14 protein-coding genes and 1 pseudogene are annotated in these 17,106 nt (G+C 62.8%); 12 read left to right on the top strand and 3 right to left on the bottom strand.

Translation table 11 applies throughout. The features are described from left to right. The first annotated feature begins 318 nt into the window (after positions 1–318). The 6 genes and pseudogenes from J8C05_RS09055 to J8C05_RS09025 all read left to right on the top strand — a co-directional run bounded on the left by J8C05_RS09055 (position 319) and on the right by J8C05_RS09025 (position 8,817). Positions 319–3,528: pseudogene (locus J8C05_RS09055) on the top strand (TonB-dependent receptor). A 312-nt stretch (positions 3,529–3,840) separates the two neighbouring features. Further along, complete coding sequence (locus tag J8C05_RS09045; protein ID WP_211421887.1) at positions 3,841–4,818, top strand: hypothetical protein; 978 nt, start codon at positions 3,841–3,843, stop codon at positions 4,816–4,818. Between the two features lie 159 nt (positions 4,819–4,977). Next, positions 4,978–5,856 (top strand): hypothetical protein, encoded by an 879-nt coding sequence (locus J8C05_RS09040; RefSeq protein WP_211421886.1) that lies wholly within the window; start codon positions 4,978–4,980, stop codon positions 5,854–5,856. 60 nt (positions 5,857–5,916) lie between these two features. Beyond that, entirely contained in the window at positions 5,917–6,963 is a 1,047-nt protein-coding gene (bioB, locus tag J8C05_RS09035; RefSeq protein ID WP_211421885.1) for a biotin synthase BioB, read from the top strand. Between the two features lie 4 nt (positions 6,964–6,967). Further along, on the top strand, positions 6,968–7,402 hold the full coding sequence (locus tag J8C05_RS09030; protein WP_211421884.1) for a hypothetical protein: 435 nt from the start codon (positions 6,968–6,970) through the stop codon (positions 7,400–7,402). Further along, entirely contained in the window at positions 7,402–8,817 is a 1,416-nt protein-coding gene (locus J8C05_RS09025) for an aspartate kinase (RefSeq protein WP_211421883.1), read from the top strand. The genes J8C05_RS09030 and J8C05_RS09025 overlap by 1 nt, the downstream gene beginning before the upstream one ends. On the opposite strand, the gene J8C05_RS09020 is transcribed toward J8C05_RS09025, so the two are convergent. The 3 genes from J8C05_RS09020 to J8C05_RS09010 form a co-directional block, all read right to left on the bottom strand. Continuing rightward, complete coding sequence (locus J8C05_RS09020; protein ID WP_211421882.1) at positions 8,814–9,530, bottom strand: Uma2 family endonuclease; 717 nt, start codon at positions 9,528–9,530, stop codon at positions 8,814–8,816. The genes J8C05_RS09025 and J8C05_RS09020 overlap by 4 nt on opposite strands. Before the next feature lie 192 nt (positions 9,531–9,722). Continuing rightward, positions 9,723–10,172 (bottom strand): hypothetical protein, encoded by a 450-nt coding sequence (locus tag J8C05_RS09015; RefSeq protein WP_211421881.1) that lies wholly within the window; start codon positions 10,170–10,172, stop codon positions 9,723–9,725. A 44-nt stretch (positions 10,173–10,216) separates the two neighbouring features. Further along, on the bottom strand, positions 10,217–10,588 hold the full coding sequence (locus tag J8C05_RS09010) for a hypothetical protein (protein ID WP_058866950.1): 372 nt from the start codon (positions 10,586–10,588) through the stop codon (positions 10,217–10,219). Positions 10,589–10,913: 325 nt separating this feature from the next. On the opposite strand from J8C05_RS09010, the gene J8C05_RS09005 reads away from it, so the two are divergent. The 6 genes from J8C05_RS09005 (at position 10,914) to J8C05_RS08980 (ending at position 17,086) form a co-directional block, all read left to right on the top strand. Beyond that, a complete protein-coding gene (locus J8C05_RS09005; RefSeq protein ID WP_211421880.1) occupies positions 10,914–11,399 on the top strand; it encodes an SPOR domain-containing protein in 486 nt (161 codons plus the stop codon). A gap of 115 nt (positions 11,400–11,514) precedes the next feature. Continuing rightward, positions 11,515–12,360, top strand: coding sequence for a hypothetical protein (locus J8C05_RS09000; protein WP_211421879.1), 846 nt, complete (start codon positions 11,515–11,517; stop codon positions 12,358–12,360). 123 nt (positions 12,361–12,483) lie between these two features. Further along, positions 12,484–12,897 (top strand): ATP-binding protein, encoded by a 414-nt coding sequence (locus J8C05_RS08995; RefSeq protein ID WP_211421878.1) that lies wholly within the window; start codon positions 12,484–12,486, stop codon positions 12,895–12,897. A 78-nt stretch (positions 12,898–12,975) separates the two neighbouring features. Then, positions 12,976–13,317: an STAS domain-containing protein gene (locus J8C05_RS08990; RefSeq protein WP_014100318.1), complete on the top strand. Its 342-nt coding sequence runs from the start codon at positions 12,976–12,978 to the stop codon at positions 13,315–13,317. Positions 13,318–13,376: 59 nt separating this feature from the next. Then, positions 13,377–15,179 carry a SpoIIE family protein phosphatase gene (locus tag J8C05_RS08985; protein ID WP_211421877.1) on the top strand — a complete coding sequence of 601 codons (1,803 nt, stop codon included), beginning with the start codon at positions 13,377–13,379 and terminating at the stop codon, positions 15,177–15,179. Positions 15,180–15,205: 26 nt separating this feature from the next. Then, positions 15,206–17,086 (top strand): hypothetical protein, encoded by a 1,881-nt coding sequence (locus J8C05_RS08980; protein ID WP_211421876.1) that lies wholly within the window; start codon positions 15,206–15,208, stop codon positions 17,084–17,086. The last annotated feature ends 20 nt before the right edge of the window (positions 17,087–17,106 follow it).

The following is a 17,106-nucleotide window of genomic DNA, read 5'->3' as shown; positions in this document are numbered from 1 at the left end:
ACGTCCGGTTTTCACGGGTGTCAATCCGTATTTTTTTCAACCATGCTTCATTTTTTTGAATGACATTGCACTTTTTGGATAGCAGGGCTGCCGCCCGAAGACGCCAGGCAGGAAAACCGGACCCGTAGGCGAGGGGCGGGAATTTGGGCTGGTATGGGTAAACCAAACCCGGAAAAGCACTTTTTATCTGCTGGCGGGTCTGGCGGGCGCGGGGTTCAGCCGGGCTGGCGCAGCATTTGCCTAACTTCAGGAACCAACAGGCGTTCCAGGCCATCACCGGCGCGGGGACGCCAGCCTATGTAAGTTGAGGAAATTTGTATGTTGCATTGCCTGGGATGGATGAGCGGACGGTATCGCCACCGGCTCATCCTGAGCTTTTCTCTGTTGTGGATGGTCGGACTGACGGCGGTGGGCTGGGGACAGCTTACCCGGAGCGCCATGACCGGCACCGTCACGGACCAGACCGGCGCCGCCGTGGTTGGGGCGCGCGTCGTCGTCACGAATCAGGCCACTAATCAGGCGCGGGAAACCACGACGAATGACTCCGGCAGCTACCGCGTCGCGGCCCTTGACCCCGGCATCTATCGGGTCGTCGTCGAAAAGGAAGGCTTCAAGCGGAGCGAATATACGGATATTCGCGTCGTTTCGGCCAATGACACCGGCTTCAATATCACGCTGGAGGTTGGCGAACAGGCCGATACCGTCACCATCAGCGCCGACAGCATCGTGGCGCTGAACCGCAACTCCCCAACCGTCGGCGCCACTTTCGAGGCACGCCGGGTCGTGGAACTGCCCCTCTCCGCCGGACGTAACATCAACAACCTGGCGGTGCTGTCGCCCAATGCGTTCCGGGCGCCAGGTTCGAGCGGGATCAGCGTCAACGGTCAGCGCGCCCGCAACAACAACTTCACGATTGACGGCTCGGACAACAACGATGTCTCGGTGACGATTCCCACCATCGGGCTGGCCCCGGAAGCCGTTCAGGAGTTCCAGATTCAAACCAATCCGTACAATGCGGAGTTTGGGCGCAACAGCGGTGGGCAAATCAACGTCACCACCAAGTCGGGAACGAATGAGTTTCACGGGCAGGCGTTCATTTATTACCTCGGCAGCGGCCTCAACACACTGAACAATCTGGAAAAACAGCGTGGTCTGAGGAGTCAGCCGCGTTTCAACACCAACCAGGTCGGAGGCGACTTTGGGGGGCGGGTCATCCGCGACAAGACGTTCTTCTATGGCTTTTTCCAGGCCAACCTGACCCGTACCGGGCAGTTGCTTGGCCCGCAGACCCGCATTCCCACCCAGACAGGCTTTGCCGCCCTCAGCACCGTGCCGCTGCGCCCGGCGAGCGGCGCCAATCCGGCGCAGACGGCGGCCAGCCGGCAGGCAATGCTGGACTCCATCCGCTTCCTGCAGGATGTGTACGCGCTCAACCCGCGCTTCACCAACCTCTCGACCATCAACATCAACGGCGTGCCGATTCAGACCGGGATCGTCCAGTTACCCATCACGCAGCCGGCCGATGAATACAACTTCGTCGTGCGCGGCGATCACCAGTTCAGCGCGTCCAATCGGCTGACCGGCCGCTACATCTTCACCGACAGCAAGCAGCCGAACGTGGTGAGCAACCTGCAGTTCGGTCCGCGTTTCGCCGGGGCGCAGAACATCCGCGACCAGAACCTGGCGGTCAGTGACACGCACACGTTTTCCCCGACGCTGCTCAACGAGTTTCGCTTCAGCTACATCCGGCGCAATCTGGGTTTCCCGGAAAATGACCCCCAGACCCCGACGACGACCATCGGCGGGGCGTTCACCATTGGTGGCGCGTCGAACTTTCCCCAGGGGCGCATCCAGAACAGCTTTCAGTTTCAGAACCTGCTGACTAAGCAACTGGGCAACCACACGCTGAAAGCGGGTTTCGACATCCGCTACATCCAGCTTGACAACACGGCGGCCTTTGACTCGAAAGGCACGTTTACCTTCAACAACCTGGCCGACTTTCTGAACAACAACGTGTTTCAGTTCCAGCAGGCGCTTCAGACGGCCAGCTTCGATGCGCGCCAGGTGTCACAGTTCTACTTCTTCCAGGATGACTGGCGCGTGACGCCCAGCCTGACGCTCAATCTGGGCATCCGTTACGAGACCAACGATGTGCCGTTTGGCTTTTTCGGAGCGCGCGACCAGCAGAGCCTGTCCGTCGGCGTGCCGGGCCCAACCCGGCGCGACAACAACAACGTGGCGCCCCGGATCGGTTTTGCCTGGAATCCACGGGTCGAAGGGGACGGCTTCATCGCCACGATGCTGGGCAACGACCGGACGGTGTTTCGCGGCGGATATGGGATGTCGTATGACGTGCTGTTTTACAACATCCTGACGGTCAACGCGAGTAACTTCCCGCGCGTGGTCGTCGGGCAGCAGAACAACATTCTGGACCAGTATCCCCGCCTGCTTCCGGTCACGGGGCAGCCGGTGTTCAACCCGCTGGCGACCTATGTCAACACACCTGAAGACGCCCAGAACCCACGTACGGAATACTACAGCTTCAACTTCCAGCGGCAGTTCTTCCGTGACTTCGTTCTGGAAGTCGGCTACACCGGCAGCCGGTCCTTCAACGGCATCAATCAGCTTCAGGCCAACTTTGCCGTGCTGACGCCGGCGCAGATTGCGGATGCCCAGGCCGGCCGGTCCGTACCGGGCGTGCAGGCGCGGCGTCTCAATCCGAACTGGGGCTCGCGGGTGCTCATTGCCACCACGGCCCGGGCCAACTACAACGCCGGGTACATTGATCTGCGCAAGCGGTTCAGCTACGGGCTTCAGTTTGGTCTGGCCTACACCTTCAGCAAGCTCATCAGTGACAACGATGAATCGCTGGGCGTAGCGGCGATTGCCGGCCCAAGCCCACAGGTGCCCCAGGATTTCACGAACATCCGCCGGGGCGAGCGTTCGGTATCGGCCTTTGACCGGCCGCACCGGGTCGTCTTCAACTTCGTGTATGAGATTCCGTGACTCAGGAGCGCGCCGAAGTGGACGGAATACTTCTTCGGGGGGTGGCAGCTCTCCGGGGTGGTCGAGCGCCAGTCCGGCCAACCCTTCACCATCGTGACCGGCGTGGATACCAACGGGAATGGTGCTGGCGGCGACCGCCCGAACTTCAACCCGAACGGGACGTTCACGCTTGACCCCGTCACCCGCAACCTGCGGACGTTCAGCAATCCCCGCACGACCGGGCAGTTCTTCCTGCCGGTCGTTGGCCCGACTGGCTTCCCGCTCATCAACACGGTCGGGAACGGCACGGCGCCACGTAACGCACTGCGGGCCGAACCGTTCAACAACACCAACCTGAGCCTGCTCAAGCGGATCAAACTGCTGGAGCGGTACACGTTCGAGCTGCGCGCCGACTACTTCAACGTCTTCAACCAGGATTTCTACGGTATCCCGGTCAACAACATGAACAGCCCCGACTTTGGACGTAACCTCAACGGCTGGGGCCGCCGGACGCTTACCCTCAGTGGTCGCTTCCGTTTCTGAGACGCCCGTACGGCAGCACGCCGGCATCGGCTGAACTGTGGCGGGGGAGTGCATCCGTGCCTCCCCCGCTCATTTTTTGATGCCGCACTGGGAGTGGGCCGTTTGGCGCCTGTATCCTACGCCGCCTGCCCCGATAAACCCGGAGGTGACCGATGAACCCGGATGGGTTGGGGAACCAGACCAGCCGGCCGGACGTTGAACGGGCTGGCAACGTGCCGCCCGTCCGGTGCGCAACGGGCGCGCAACGTTTGATCCTGTTTGCCGCAAAACGGTGAACCTCACCACGGACCTCACCACGGAAAGGAGTTTGGGATGGCTTCACACGTTGGGTTCTGGACCCGCAGCCTGGCTTTGGGACTTGCCGTTCTGCTGACCGGTGGCTGCTTTGCCTGTTCGTCTTCCCGCCCGGCTCCGCAGCCGGTTGTGGCCCCGCCGGCCAAACCCTCGACAGTGACGGCAACCAGCAATGTGCCCGGGCAGGGGCTTGACTTGCAGGCGCTGATTGGTTTGACCAAGCAGGCCAAAGACGCCGAAAGCCTTGAACGGCTGCTCAATCAGCCCGGCTCCATCAACAACCTCGACCTCGATGAAGACGGTCAGGTGGATTACATCCGCGTCCAGGAGTACGGCGGCGGCAACACGAAGAACTTTTCCTTTGTCGCCCTGCTCAAGGGCGGTCAGGAGCAGGAAGTCGCCAATCTCGTCATCGAGCAGACGCCGGGGCAGCCGGAGGCGACGGTACAGGTACAGGGGCATCCGGCCGTCTATGGCCCGAATGTCTATTACTCGGCGGCGCTTCCCATCGCCACAGCGCTGTTTCTGGCGTGGGCGCTGGCACCCCGGCCGGCCCTTTACGTTTCGCCCTACGGCTTCGGCGCGTTCCCGCCCTATTATCGTCCGTATGCGCCGGTGCCGGTGGCCACCTATCGGACGACCGTCACCAACTACACCCGGAATATCCCCGTGCAACGGCGGACCCAGCCGGCCATTCCGGCAGCCACGCCGTCGCCCAATGCCGCCAAGGTGGCCCCCAGCTTCCGCCAGCCGCTCACCCAGCCAGGCCAGACCCAGCGGCAGTTTCAGCAGCGGGATGGCAACCGTCCGGTGGCCTCTGGCGGTTTTGGGCAGGGGCCGGCCTCGCAGCGCGCCACACCGCCTCCTTCCGCACCGGCGGCACGTCCGATGACGCCGCCGGGCAGTGTTCGTCCGGCGGCACCGCCGCCCTCCGCAGCACGCCCGGCATCCCCACCGCCCAGTCGGAACTTCAACACCCGCGGTCGGCGGAACTGATGGACGGTTGTCTCGCGTCCTGCGTCTTATGTTGATTTGTCATCAGCCCTGTCTGGCTGGTGTAACTCCGGTGGATGTCATCCATCCGCCGGGGCGGCCGCGGCCGGCGTGGGCTGTGCACCACTACCGGACTGACCCCTGCAGCAAGGACGGATGCCTATGACGAAACACACCTACACCCTGACCGAAGCCCAGCGCCGCAGCTTTGCCAGCATCTTCGTGCTCGACAAGATGGTACGCAAAGGCCGGCGCTTTGCCGTGGCCCCGACCGACCCGGACGAAATGGTGCTGCGGGACGTACTCCAGACGCTGTTCAACGAGCACCTCATCGAAATCCAGGGCGCTGACTACGTCCCGACCGAAGCCGGCAAGGCGCGGGTGCGTACCTTTCGCCAGCGGTATGAGGAATACCTCACGGTCTATGACATCTACTGCGCGGTGGACCTGGCGACCGGCGAGTTTGCCTTTGAACGCTACTACGACTTCGACGACGCCGGCTGGCGGCTCTACCTCCAGCAGGAACGCTGGGAAGACCTGCGCGTGGCTGTGGCCATCTACAAAAAGCTCGATCCGGTCGAAATCGTCTTTATGTCCTTCGTGATGGAAGGGCGCTTTGACGACTATGCCGATGGAAAGTGGGAACTGGGGATTCTGTCAGGCGAACTGTGGGATGAAATCCTGGCCATCGTGAACTCGAATCTGCATCCCTGTGAACTGGGCTACACGACGACCGATCCCAATGACCCCAGCCGCACGCTCGAAGTCACTTCCGATGACGTAATGCAGGACCTGCTGACGCGCGGCGGGCAGATCATGCTGGAGTTGGTACGGCGCGGGCAGGAAATCGAAGCCGAACAGCGGGCGCTGGAAGCGGCTTCGGCGTCTCCCGCCACCACGACCACCACCACGACGGAAACTGTGTATGACTACGATTTTGTCATCACGAACCCGTATGTGTACTATACGCCGTACCTCAGTCCGTACTACGTCAGCCCGGTGTGGACCGTCCCGCTCTACCCGACTGTCGTCGTGTTCTGAAGGGCCTCCGGGCGGTGTTCGCCGGGGTGATTTCTGAAAAGGCATCGCGACCGACTTCACATGTCACAACCTCTGGCTCGCTTCGACTGGACGCGCGACGAACTGCGCGCCCTTCACGACCTGCCCCTGCTGGAACTCATCCACCGGGCAGCCACGGTACACCGCACCTGCCATGATCCGCAGGAAGTCCAGGTCTGCCGCCTGGTTTCCATCAAGACCGGCGGCTGCCCGGAAGACTGTGGCTACTGTTCGCAGTCCGCGCACTATGAAACGGGCGTGGCAGCACAGCCGTTGCTCGACAAGGCAAGCGTGGTGGCCATTGCCGAACGGGCCAAAGCCCATGGTGTCAGTCGGGTCTGTCTCGGCGCGGCGTGGCGCAACGTCCGCGACGATGCCCAGTTCGAGGCCGTGCTGGACATCGTGCGCAGCGTCAATGCGCTGGGCATCGAAGTTTGCTGCACCCTGGGCATGCTGACCGAGGCCCAGGCCCGGCGGCTCGAAGAAGCCGGGCTGTACGCCTACAACCACAACCTCGATACGTCGCGTGAGTATTACGGGCGGGTAGTCACGACCCGCACGTACGACGACCGCCTGGAGACGCTTGCCAACGTACGCAAAACCGGCGTGACCCTCTGCACCGGGGGCATCCTTGGTCTGGGCGAAAGCACTGACGACCGCATCGGGTTGCTGCACACGCTGGCGACAATGAACCCGCACCCGGAATCCGTGCCGGTCAACCTGCTGACGCGCGTGCCGGGGACGCCAATGGAAAACGAGGCTGAGGTTTCCGTGTGGGAAACGCTGCGGGTGATTGCCACGGCGCGCATTGCCATGCCGCGTTCGGTCATTCGCCTCTCGGCCGGCCGCACACAACTTTCCGAAGAAGCCCAGGCGCTGTGCTTTCTGGCCGGGGCGAACTCGATTTTTTCCAGCGATGCCAGAATGATGCTCACCAGGGTGTCGCCGACAAACGACTATGACGAAGACGCGCAGCTTCTGAACAAGCTGGGGCTGCATCCGCGTGTGCCGTTCAAGGATGCGCCGAACGCGAAGACGGCAGGTTGTGCTCGGCAGCTACCGCAACCCTTCAGGAGAAATGAGATTTAGAAGTATGCTGTGCAGGTTTTCCAGACGACAGTTGATAGCAGGTGTGGTGGCGTCACTGGCAACGGCGGTGTCGCCTGTTTTGGGGCAAACCAGGCGGGCGACGCGCATCCGCTTCACGCCCGGCGCTTCATCCTCCACGGTGATGGGGGTGCTGCCGCCCCGGACAACGTGGCGCAAATATGTTCTTCGGGCTAACGCCGGGCAAACCCTGACCTTTGCCGTGAGTCGGACAAATCCCCAATTGGGCGTTTCGGTCTATGATGAGATAGACGGAAAGGAAGAGCCGAGCGGCGAACCGCTCACCGGTGTCGCGCCACCGACCCGCACTGGAGAAGTGACACTTCCAGTGACGGGGGATTACTTTCTGTATGTTTGGCCGATCAAGCCCGTGAAGCTCACCACTCCCATCAAATACTCACTCACGGTTGAGATTCGCTAGTGCAGATTCATAAGTTCGGGGGCACGTCGGTAGGCAACGCCGAGCGCATTCAGCAGCTCGTTGCCATTGTGGAAGCTGAACGGAAACGGAAGACGCGGCTGGTGGTGGTGGTGTCGGCCATGAGCGGCATCACGAACCTGCTGCTCGAAGCCACCCAGCAGGCCGCGCAGGGAGAAGTGGCGGCCATTACTGCCGCCGGCGCGACCTTGCGGGCGCGGCACCTGGAAGCGCTCGAACAGTTGGTGTCCGACGGTGCTGCCCGCTATGCCGTGGCCGCTGAACTCGAAGCCTTCTTTGACCGCTTTGCGCGCATCGGGGAAGGGATTGCGCTCGTGGGGGAACTGCCGCCACGGGCGCAGGATTTCATTGCCGGTCTCGGTGAACGGCTTTCGGCACGGCTCGTCGCCGCCGCGCTGAACAGCCGTGGTCTGGCGTCCGTTGCGTGCGACGCCGACCGGCTGATCATCACCGATGATACCTTTGGTGCAGCGGTGCCCGACCTGGCGGCGACGGCGCTGGCGACCCGCGAACGGCTCCTGCCGCTGCTGGACGCCGGGCAGATTCCAGTGGTAACAGGCTTCATTGGTGCTACACCCGATGGCGTCCCAACGACGCTGGGGCGCGGCGGCTCGGATTACTCAGCCGGTATTCTCGGCGCGGCACTCGAAGCCGAAGCCGTAGTCATCTGGACGGACGCCGACGGCTTCATGACGGCCGATCCACGCCTGGTCGCCGATGCCCAGGTGTTGTCCCACATCAGCTATGCCGAGGCCGGGGAACTGGCCTACTACGGGGCCAAAGTTCTGCATCCCAAGACGTTACTTCCCCTCATCCCGAAGGGGATTCCGCTCTACATCAAAAACAGCTTCCGCCCGGAAGGCACGGGAACGAAAGTTTCCGCCACCACCGGCGACTGGCATGCGGATGTCAAATCCGTGACCTCCATCACCGGGCTGGCGCTGCTGACTGTTGCCGGACGGGGCATGCTCGGCGTGCCGGGAATTGCTGCCCGGACCTTTGCGGCGGTCGCGGCTGCCGGGGTCAACGTGTTGCTGATTTCCCAGTCGTCATCCGAAAACAATCTCTGCTTCATGGTGGAAGGCCGGGACGCGGAACGTACCCGGTCGGCGCTGGTCAAGGCGCTCAGCCTGGAGTTTCACCACGGCTGTGTTGAGCGGGTGGAAGTGCTCACGCCGGTGGCGATTGTTTCCGCAGTCGGAGCCGGGATGCGGGGGCGTCCGGGAATTGCCGCGCGGATTTTTTCCGCCGTGGCCGCGGCGCCGGCCAATGTCATCGCCATTGCGCAAGGCTCGTCGGAAATCAACATTTCTTTCGTCGTGGCCGAATCCGAGGCGGCAGCGGCGGTCAGCGCCATCCACGAACGGTTTGAGCTGGGTGCCAAAGGCTTGGGTTAGGTCTCAGGCTGGGTTGTGGCAGAGTCCTTCGTGGCAAGGGCGGCGTGGCTCCCGGCTTCCAACCCGGTTGCCCGGCGGTGCCAGTAAGCGGCCAGTTCATCGCCGGTCAGAAGCAGGTTGCCGTGGGCATCAGTCCAGCGCAGCCATGTGTCAGTTCGCCCCTCAAACGTCCCGCGCCAGAGGGTCAGCCCCAGCCCCAGATGCGGCAGTTGTGTATCCTGGCGGGCGGTCAGGCGTCCATTCTGCCGCTCGAAAACCGTTACCGGTTGGGAAGTTAGCAAGCCACAGGGGTCATAGACCACGCGGTAGGTGACGCCAAGCTGTTCATACATCTGGTGCCGGGCGTCGGATGCCTCGGCCCTGTGGGCGTTGTGCGCCAGAAGGTCGAGAACAAGGTCCGGCGCCTTGCCGAAGCGCGAAACCCGGTAGATGCGATGCACGGGTTTCCACCACTCGGCCGCCGGGGTAACGCCATGGGCCAGCAGGATGTCGGGGATGACGGGGGAAGCCGCCGCTTGTGGTTCGCCAGAGGTCAGCGCCACCCGCACGGCCGCCAGAAATGGGACACCATCACCGGGACGCCAGCTCGTGTAGAGCGAAGAGACGAGCAGGCGTAGGGCTTTGTCGGCGGCAAAACCGCCGGTTTCATCGTCGCCGTGGATGTCCTCGAAGTCGGGATCGTCGAGGTCTTGCAGGATATAGGCGAGAGACATGGCGTGCGCTCCGCGCCGGCTGGTCTGGGATAGGCTGGAGACTACACAAGCCGGGTTGTCTCGCCAAGTGCCGGCAGGGCAGCGTGCCTGCCACGCCGGCCCGCCATCCAAAGCCGGCGCGTGGCGTCCGGTGGCTTCCTACGGGGCTGTAGGCACCGGCCGTTACGCGCCTGGCAACCGGTTGGCAGCGTTTTACTCGAACAGGGAACGCCCGACTTCCTCAAGCACAATCGTGGTGTGCTGTTCGTCTTCCATCCAACCCCGGTTGAACAGGAAGATGAGATCGCCCCGGGCGCGTCCGTCGGCAATCTCCAGCGTGACGTGCGGTTTCCGTCCGTAGGCCAGGCGCATGCTGAGGTCATGGCACATCTCCGCACCGTCCTGTTGGGAGATTTCGATGGTCAGTTGGTGATAGAGCACGTGGCCGATGTAGATGGGCTTGGTTCGCCCAACCAGCCAGCCACGGTGAACCTGATTGGTTTTCGAGTTGCGAAGGGTAATGGCGGCGTAGTTGGACTTCCGGTTGTCACAGGTGGGGCACTGGTAGTCAAACCGGCGCGGTCCCGGCTGCGCCACGGCCTCCATGGTTGCCCCACAGGTGCACACTTCGACCGGGGCTTCGACAGCAAGTAGCGTTGGCATCGTGTCACCCGACTTTCCCGGTCACTGAAGTCTGGCTGGAAACTTCAGTTCCCGCGATTGAGTGCGCTGTCCGCCGTCGTACGGACAACGCCCGTGATCTTGCCGATGAGGTTTTCCACCCCTTTGTCAATGCCGTGTTTGGCCACATTGTCCGAGACAAAGGTGAGTCCCTGGGCCAGTCCGAGGGGCACCATCAGCGGCATCATGATGACCGGTGTGATGACGGCCGTGGCCGTGATATGCGCTGTGGTCGTTTTTCCAAGCGGGGTGTCTTTGAGCTGCTCAAAGACAAGTTTGCCGGTTTTGTAAATCCCCGTCAGGGGCATGAAAGGCAGACAGGTCATCGGGTAGAGAATACCCGTCACGAGGAGATTGGAGAAACCGCGTTCAAGCAGCGGCACATTCGATTCGCTCATGGCATCGTGCCTCGCAGGAACCGAGGGATATACGCTCCGGGGACACGAGCAGTCGCCGATGATGTCAGGTTGCAGGTAAGCAGGCCGGCGTAGTTCTACTATCGCTGAAATCGGGCGCGAGTTCAAACTTTTCGTTGCCAGGTCTGGGCGGCGGCGTAACGTCGCCCGGTGGGTGAGTCCCCGGCGTCGAATGCGCCGCCGCTTTGGGACATCACGCGGCGTCAGTGATTTGCTATCGTTGGTGGCTATGAATGTTTTCCCGGAAACCGGTGTGTCCCGGCCGTCCGGTTGGGCGGCTGCGCCAACGTCGCCGTCAGCTCCCGCCATGCCCGCTTCCCCATCTGTCTCCCGGCCGCCGAAACCCTCCCCGGACTGGCTTCCGGCGACGCCCCGCCGGCGGGTGGGCGCGCTGGTGGGCGGGTATGTGGTCTGGGTGTTGTCGTGTGCCGTGTTTTTTGCTCTGGGCGTCAATGTCGGCAAACTGTCCCCTTTTGCGCCGGCCACACGGCGTCCGCCACCCGTCACTGATACCCCGCCGGAGCGCCCGCCGGAACGTGCCATTGACTTGTCCGATGCGCGCTACGCCGTGCAGGTGGCCGCCGTGGCCACGGCCGATGAGGCCAACCGGCTGGTGGCCGAGCTGAATCGCAAGGGATTTACCAGTGCCTTTGTAACGCGCCCGGCCGCTGAGACCGGAAATGAGTTGTACCTGGTCAAAGTCGGCTTGTATAACTTGACAACGGCCAACCAGGTCAGTGAAGAGCTGCGGCGCGACTTCGGATTTCGCGCGGCGCGGGTTGTGCCAAACTGATGACCGTCGCCGGACGGCGCTATGGGGGATGTCAACCGGGAAGATGCCTGCCAGCCACGACCTGCCTGATGCTCTGTGTTTGGCCCGGCCAGCACCTTGCGGGTGGTGCCGGTGGGTGGCTGTCCTGCTGGTGGGTGGGTGGGCGCTGCTGTCACTGGGGATGCCGGCGGCGGCGCAGCAGCGGTCGCTCCTGACCGAGGACGTGGACATTGTGGAGACCGGGCGGATACGCCTTCAGGTTGGGGCTGATTTTTTCCAGAACCAGCGGTTTGGACTGTCGGGCCTGCGGGGTGATCTCTTCCGTCCGGTGGTGCTGGGCGTGCACTTCGGGCTGAACAGCAATGTCGGTTTTTCCGTCGAGGGAAGCCTGCGCGACTATCTGAGCATTCGTGAGCGTGGGACGGGCGCCATTCCGCTGTCCCTCGCTCCCGGTGCCACCTCGACTTCCGGGGCAAGTGATTTCACCCTGTGGACAAAAATCAAGCTGCGCAAGGAAACCCGCCGCGCACCGAGCCTTGGCGTACGGATTGGCGTCCAGCTTCCGAACAGTGACCAGGCGCGTGGCATCGGACTCAATGCGACAAATGTGTTTGGGATGGTGCTCGTCGGGAAGCAGGTGGCCCGGGAGCGACTCAACCTCTTTGGCAACCTTGGCGTCGGCATCCTGACGAGCACGGTCGAACCTGGCGCGCAGCAGGACGTATTGACCTACGGTGCCGCGGCCATCTACCGCGTCACGGAACGGGTGGATGTGCTTGGGGAAGTGGCCGGGCGCTACAACCCCCGGACGCCGGTGCCGGGGCTGGAAAGCCAGGCGCAGGTGCGTCTGGGGGCACGCTGGCGGGCCGCCGGTTTTCAGTGGGACCTGGCCGGGGTGGCCGGATTGACCAGGTTCAGCCCTCGCCGGGGGCTGACTTTTGGCGTGACGTATGAGTTCAAAGGCTTCGAGCCGGTCAAATAAGCTGCTGGCTGGTCACACCCTGACGTGGCTTTGCGCATCTACCGGAGGATGGTGCATGATGGTGTCGTCAAGTCCTGAATCCTGCTGTTCCCCCTTCACTTTGCCGCCCCGGTGAGGCTCCCGATGAGTGCCAACGTCCCAAAGCGCATCGAGCTTGAAATCCCCATCGCGCATGACAATGAGCTTGAGGCCACCCGGGTGGCGGAGCAGTTGGCGCGGGAAATGCACCTTGGGCCGGAATGCCTGGCTGAAATCAAGCTGGCGCTGGTCGAGGGCATTCTCAATGCGTTTGAGCACAGCGGCAGCAGCGTCCCAAAAGTGCGCATCGAGTTTGCCGTTCATGACGAAGAGCTTGAAGTGGTGGTACAGGATTTCGGACAGGGCTTTGACCCTTCGGAGCGGCCCAACCTGCGCCCACTACAACGGCGTGGCTACGGACGCATGCTGATGGAAAGTCTGATGGACGACGTGAAGTATTTCACGAGTCCCCAAGGAACGCGGCTGGTGATGAAAAAACGCCTTCCAAAGTGCGCCTGACCCGCAACGTCCCTGCAATTCGCCAGCCCTGGCGCAGTACGCCTTGCCCATCCCATCCTGACATTCGACACAAACCTTATGAGCGAAGTTTTCAAAGTTACGAGTCGCCAGGCTGGAAAATTCATCGTCATTACCGTCGAAGGCTACATCAACAACCTTGCCGGTGAGCGCATTCTGGATGAATTCAACCGCTGGACGGCCGAAGGCTACCGCCACTTCGTGCTCAATCTTGAAAAGACCCAACTGGTCAACAGCATCGGGATTTCGATCCTGATTGAAATGATCGAAAAAGCCCAGGAACTTCAGGGTTCCATCGCCTTCTGCTGCCTGTTGCCCATCATTGCCAAGACGTTCAAAATCATGGGCCTGACCCAGTACGCCCAAGTCTATGAAACCGAAGCCGAAGCCCTGGCCGGTTAGCCGGGTGGCGGCCGGGCCATCCTTTCTGACCACAACTGTCACGCACCAGGAACGCCACGATGTCGTTACCCTCCACGGCCACGCCCAACCCGTCGGTTGCCATCAGTGAAGACCGCATCGAACGCCTGCTCTACAGCCTGTCCGCCCTGGCCGATATTGGCGAAGCCACCACGGCCGGGGGGAGCTTCGAGACGACGGCCCGGGAGCTGCTCCATCTGATTCTGGGCACCCTGGCGGCCTCGAAAGGGGCGATTCTGCTCTACGACACGGCTTCGGAAGAGCTGCGTCCTCTGGTGGTACGTGGCATCGAGTCACCGCCATCCATTCCCCTTCCATCAGGCGTGGTGGAACGGCTGCGCCTGTCCATGAAGCCGCTCGACCTGCTTTCCAAAGACCATGTACTGACGGATTTGGTGCTGAAAGAGCAGGACACCTTTGCCGCCTTGCAGGCACGGCTCTGGGTGCCGTTGGCCGTTGGGGGCCGGCTGGTCGGGGTGCTCAGCCTGAGCAACAAGTTTGGGCGGGGCGATTACACGTCGGATGACTTGCAGTTGCTGGCGACGATGGCCCAGCACGCCTCCCTGGCCCTCTACAACTTCCAGATCATCGGCGAGATTCGGGAGGCCAACTTCCGGCTCAAGCGCAAAGTGCTGGAAATGCAGTCCCTCTATGACGTGGGGCTGGCCATTGGGGCGCTCCATGAGCTGGACCCGATGGCCAATGAAATCATCCAGCGGGCGGTGATGCTGCTCGATGCCAGCGCGGGCGTGCTGTTTTCCCTGGAGAAGGAAGGGTTGCGCGTGGCGGCCTCGTTTGGGATGGACGCCGACTATCCGCCCAAGGCGCTGTTTCCACTTGACCAGGTGCGGCCGCGGGCCATTCACGAAATCGCCATCGCGGAACAGCGGGGCTGCCGGCTCAACGAGCGGGAACAGGGCGGCGCGCGAAACTATGCCATCCTGCCGCTCATCGTCAGCGGACAGGTGGTGGGGGCGCTCCTGGTCTGTGACAAACAGACCCGCGAAGGTTATGCCCCCTTTACTGAGGAAGATGAACAGTTTTTGCTGGCGTTGGCCGCCCAGGCAGCCATTGCCATCGAAAATGCGCGGCTGCACCAGGAAGCCATCGAAAAAGAGCGCATCGAGAAGGAACTGGAAGTGGCGGCGGCCATCCAGCAGCGTATCCTGCCGGACTCATCGCCGGTGCTCGATACGGTCGAAACCATCGGGGTGAACATTTCCTGCCGCCAGGTTGGTGGCGACTACTACGACTACATCTGTTTTGACGAACCCAAACTGGGCCTCGTCATTGCCGATGTGTCGGGCAAGGGAACGCCGGCCGCCCTGCTGGTCTCCACCTTGCAGGCCAGTTTCCGCGCGCTGGTGGAAAGCCATGATCTGGCGGAAACGGTGACGCGCCTGAACAAGGTCATTTACAAGGCGTCGCCGTCGTACAACTACATCACCTTCTTTTACGGTGTCCTGGACCTCGAAACCCGGCTTTTCCGCTCGATCAATGCCGGACATAACGATCCGTTTCTGTATCGCCCGCGAACGGGCGAGTGGCGGGGGTTTGGCAGCGGTGGTTTCTGCCTGGGGATGTTTGACTGGGGGACCTACGAAGTACAGGAAACCCAGCTTGAGCCGGGAGACCTGTTGTTTCTCTACACGGATGGTGTGACCGAATCCACCAATGAGCAGGGCGAGGAATTTGGTGAGGAGCGGGTCCGGGCGTTGCTCGCCGAAACCGCGCACCTGGCCCTTGCCGAGATTTCGGCCCGGCTGTCAGCCGCCATTCGGGACTTCGTGGGGGCGGCCCCGCAGCACGATGACCTGACCTACGTCCTGGCGCGGGTGAAGTGAGACCGGGCCCGGAGGGGAGCCTGTCTATGCATCGCTTATTCCGGTTGAGCCGCCGGGCCTGGGGCGGAATTGTTCTCCTGCTGGTCGTCACGGGGGCGCTGCTGGGCGTGACGGGGCATCTGGTGTCCGGGCAGGACGGTCTGGCCCTGGCGCGTCTTCTGCCGAAAGGCGCACTGGCTTACATTCAGGCGCGTGACCTCAGTAACCTGCTGGCGCAGTGGCGTGCATCATCCGTACATGACCGCTACTACGCCAGCGACAGCTTCCGCGCCTTTCGCCGGTCGCGCCTCTGGGCCAAACTCAATGAGCGCATCCGGGAGTTTGAAGAGGGCGTGGGTGTCACCCTCACGGAAGACACCGTGATGCAAATGGCCGGCAAAGCCACGGCGATTGCCATGTACGACATGGGCAAGCTCGAACTCGTGTTCGTCACCGAGTTGTCCGCCCAGCAGGCGGCCGCAACGCCCCTCCTGGCCCGCAGGGCCACCTTTGAAGCACGTACGACGGCGGCTGGACAGCCCTACCTGGTGCGTGAACTGGTGACGGATGGCGGCCGGCTGCGCCAGGGGCTATGCGTGGCCACGCCGCCCGGCAAGCTGGTGGTGACCACCAGTGAAGCCCTCATGCAGCGAACCCTGGACAATCTGGACGGCAAAGGCGATGACCACGTGTTAGCGTCCATGGGCCCGACACTGGCGGCGGCGCAGGGGTTTACACCCCACGAGGTGACGCTGTGGACCGACCTGCCACGTCTGCGCCAGCAGCCCTACTTTGGCTACTACTGGGTACATGGGGCGAAGGCTCCAAGGCTGGATGAGGTTGAAGCCACGCTGGCTGACCTTGAATTGACTTCCGAGGGGCTTGTGGAGCGCCGCTGGTCATTGACTTCCGGGCGTGCGGTTCCGGCGGCCTTTACGCCCCAGCAGCAGCCGGCGGTGGCGCGCCTGCTGAACGCGGCCCCCTTTGCCGCCGTTGAAACCCTCCCGGCCGACGCCGCAGACCTGCCAGCCCGGGTGGCGGTTGATCTTCTGCTTCCACCGCTGCGCCCGGTGGCCGCTTCTGAACCGCCACGGATTCGGGTCATTGAAGACACCGCCTCCGGTACGGCCCGCCGTGGGCGTTACCAGCGTCTGGATGAACGCTTTGACCGGGATGTGGATGACCCGGATGCGGTGTCTTCACGTTCGCCGGCGGGCCAGGCGGCCAGCGCCCGCCCAGTCGATCCGCTGGAGTCCGAACTCGCCAGCCTGTTCCGGTCGGCCCAGCCGGACTGCCTGGCCAGGCTTGGGGAAACCACAACGGAGGGCAGTGCGCCGTTTGTGACGTTCGAGCGCGCGCTGGCACTGCACTGCGGGCGGCCGTTCGATACGAAGGCGTACGAGGCGGCGCTGGCACGGGCCATCGCGCGGCGGTACTTCGTCGCCGGCACCACGCCGCCAGTGACCTGGGAGGTCACGTCCACGGGTGTCGTCGTGCCGCGTGCGGCCGTGCCGCTCGAACGCTGTGGGGCCTATTTCGTCAGCGGCGACCTGGTGGTGATGGCCAGCTCGGCGGACTATGCCAGGCGGCTCAAATCGCGGCTGGACGGTACGGCCGCCAGGGCGGCCGTCCGTCCGGCCAGTAACCTGACCGGAACGTACCGGCAGGCGACGGTCCGCCTGCGGGCGCTGGCGCCGGATTACCAACGGGCTTTGCGTTTGATTGATGCTCCCGGCGCATCGGGGCTGGAGCCGCTGGAAGGTGAAGCGGACGATGCATCGGTGTCCTTCATGGGACAGAACATCCCGTCGCTGTTGACCGCCGTGGAGGCATTCGATGTCGTCACGATGGAGTCGGCGGCAACCGGGCGCGTGCGGATGGAACGGGTAAACTATGCCTTCCGACCAACGGCAACCGCTGGTGAGTAAATCTTTCCGGGGAGAGAGGG

Origin of the sequence: Chloracidobacterium sp. N (assembly GCF_018304765.1) — a bacterium.
In the GTDB taxonomy this organism is placed as follows: domain Bacteria; phylum Acidobacteriota; class Blastocatellia; order Chloracidobacteriales; family Chloracidobacteriaceae; genus Chloracidobacterium; species Chloracidobacterium aggregatum.
Note: the sequence above shows the minus strand (reverse complement) of the source record. Positions and strands in the feature narration are given on the sequence as shown.

Excerpts from the sequence above, each read along its gene's own strand:
- J8C05_RS09045 (WP_211421887.1), top strand. The coding sequence starts at position 3,841 with ATGGCTTCACACGTTGGGTTCTGGACCCGCAGCCTGGCTTTGGGACTT.
- J8C05_RS09040 (WP_211421886.1), top strand. The coding sequence starts at position 4,978 with ATGACGAAACACACCTACACCCTGACCGAAGCCCAGCGCCGCAGCTTT.
- bioB (WP_211421885.1), top strand. The coding sequence starts at position 5,917 with ATGTCACAACCTCTGGCTCGCTTCGACTGGACGCGCGACGAACTGCGC.
- J8C05_RS09030 (WP_211421884.1), top strand. The coding sequence starts at position 6,968 with ATGCTGTGCAGGTTTTCCAGACGACAGTTGATAGCAGGTGTGGTGGCG.
- J8C05_RS09020 (WP_211421882.1), bottom strand. The coding sequence starts at position 9,530 with ATGTCTCTCGCCTATATCCTGCAAGACCTCGACGATCCCGACTTCGAG.
- J8C05_RS09015 (WP_211421881.1), bottom strand. The coding sequence starts at position 10,172 with ATGCCAACGCTACTTGCTGTCGAAGCCCCGGTCGAAGTGTGCACCTGT.
- J8C05_RS09010 (WP_058866950.1), bottom strand. The coding sequence starts at position 10,588 with ATGAGCGAATCGAATGTGCCGCTGCTTGAACGCGGTTTCTCCAATCTC.
- J8C05_RS09005 (WP_211421880.1), top strand. The coding sequence starts at position 10,914 with ATGCCCGCTTCCCCATCTGTCTCCCGGCCGCCGAAACCCTCCCCGGAC.
- J8C05_RS08995 (WP_211421878.1), top strand. The coding sequence starts at position 12,484 with ATGAGTGCCAACGTCCCAAAGCGCATCGAGCTTGAAATCCCCATCGCG.
- J8C05_RS08990 (WP_014100318.1), top strand. The coding sequence starts at position 12,976 with ATGAGCGAAGTTTTCAAAGTTACGAGTCGCCAGGCTGGAAAATTCATC.
- J8C05_RS08985 (WP_211421877.1), top strand. The coding sequence starts at position 13,377 with ATGTCGTTACCCTCCACGGCCACGCCCAACCCGTCGGTTGCCATCAGT.
- J8C05_RS08980 (WP_211421876.1), top strand. The coding sequence starts at position 15,206 with ATGCATCGCTTATTCCGGTTGAGCCGCCGGGCCTGGGGCGGAATTGTT.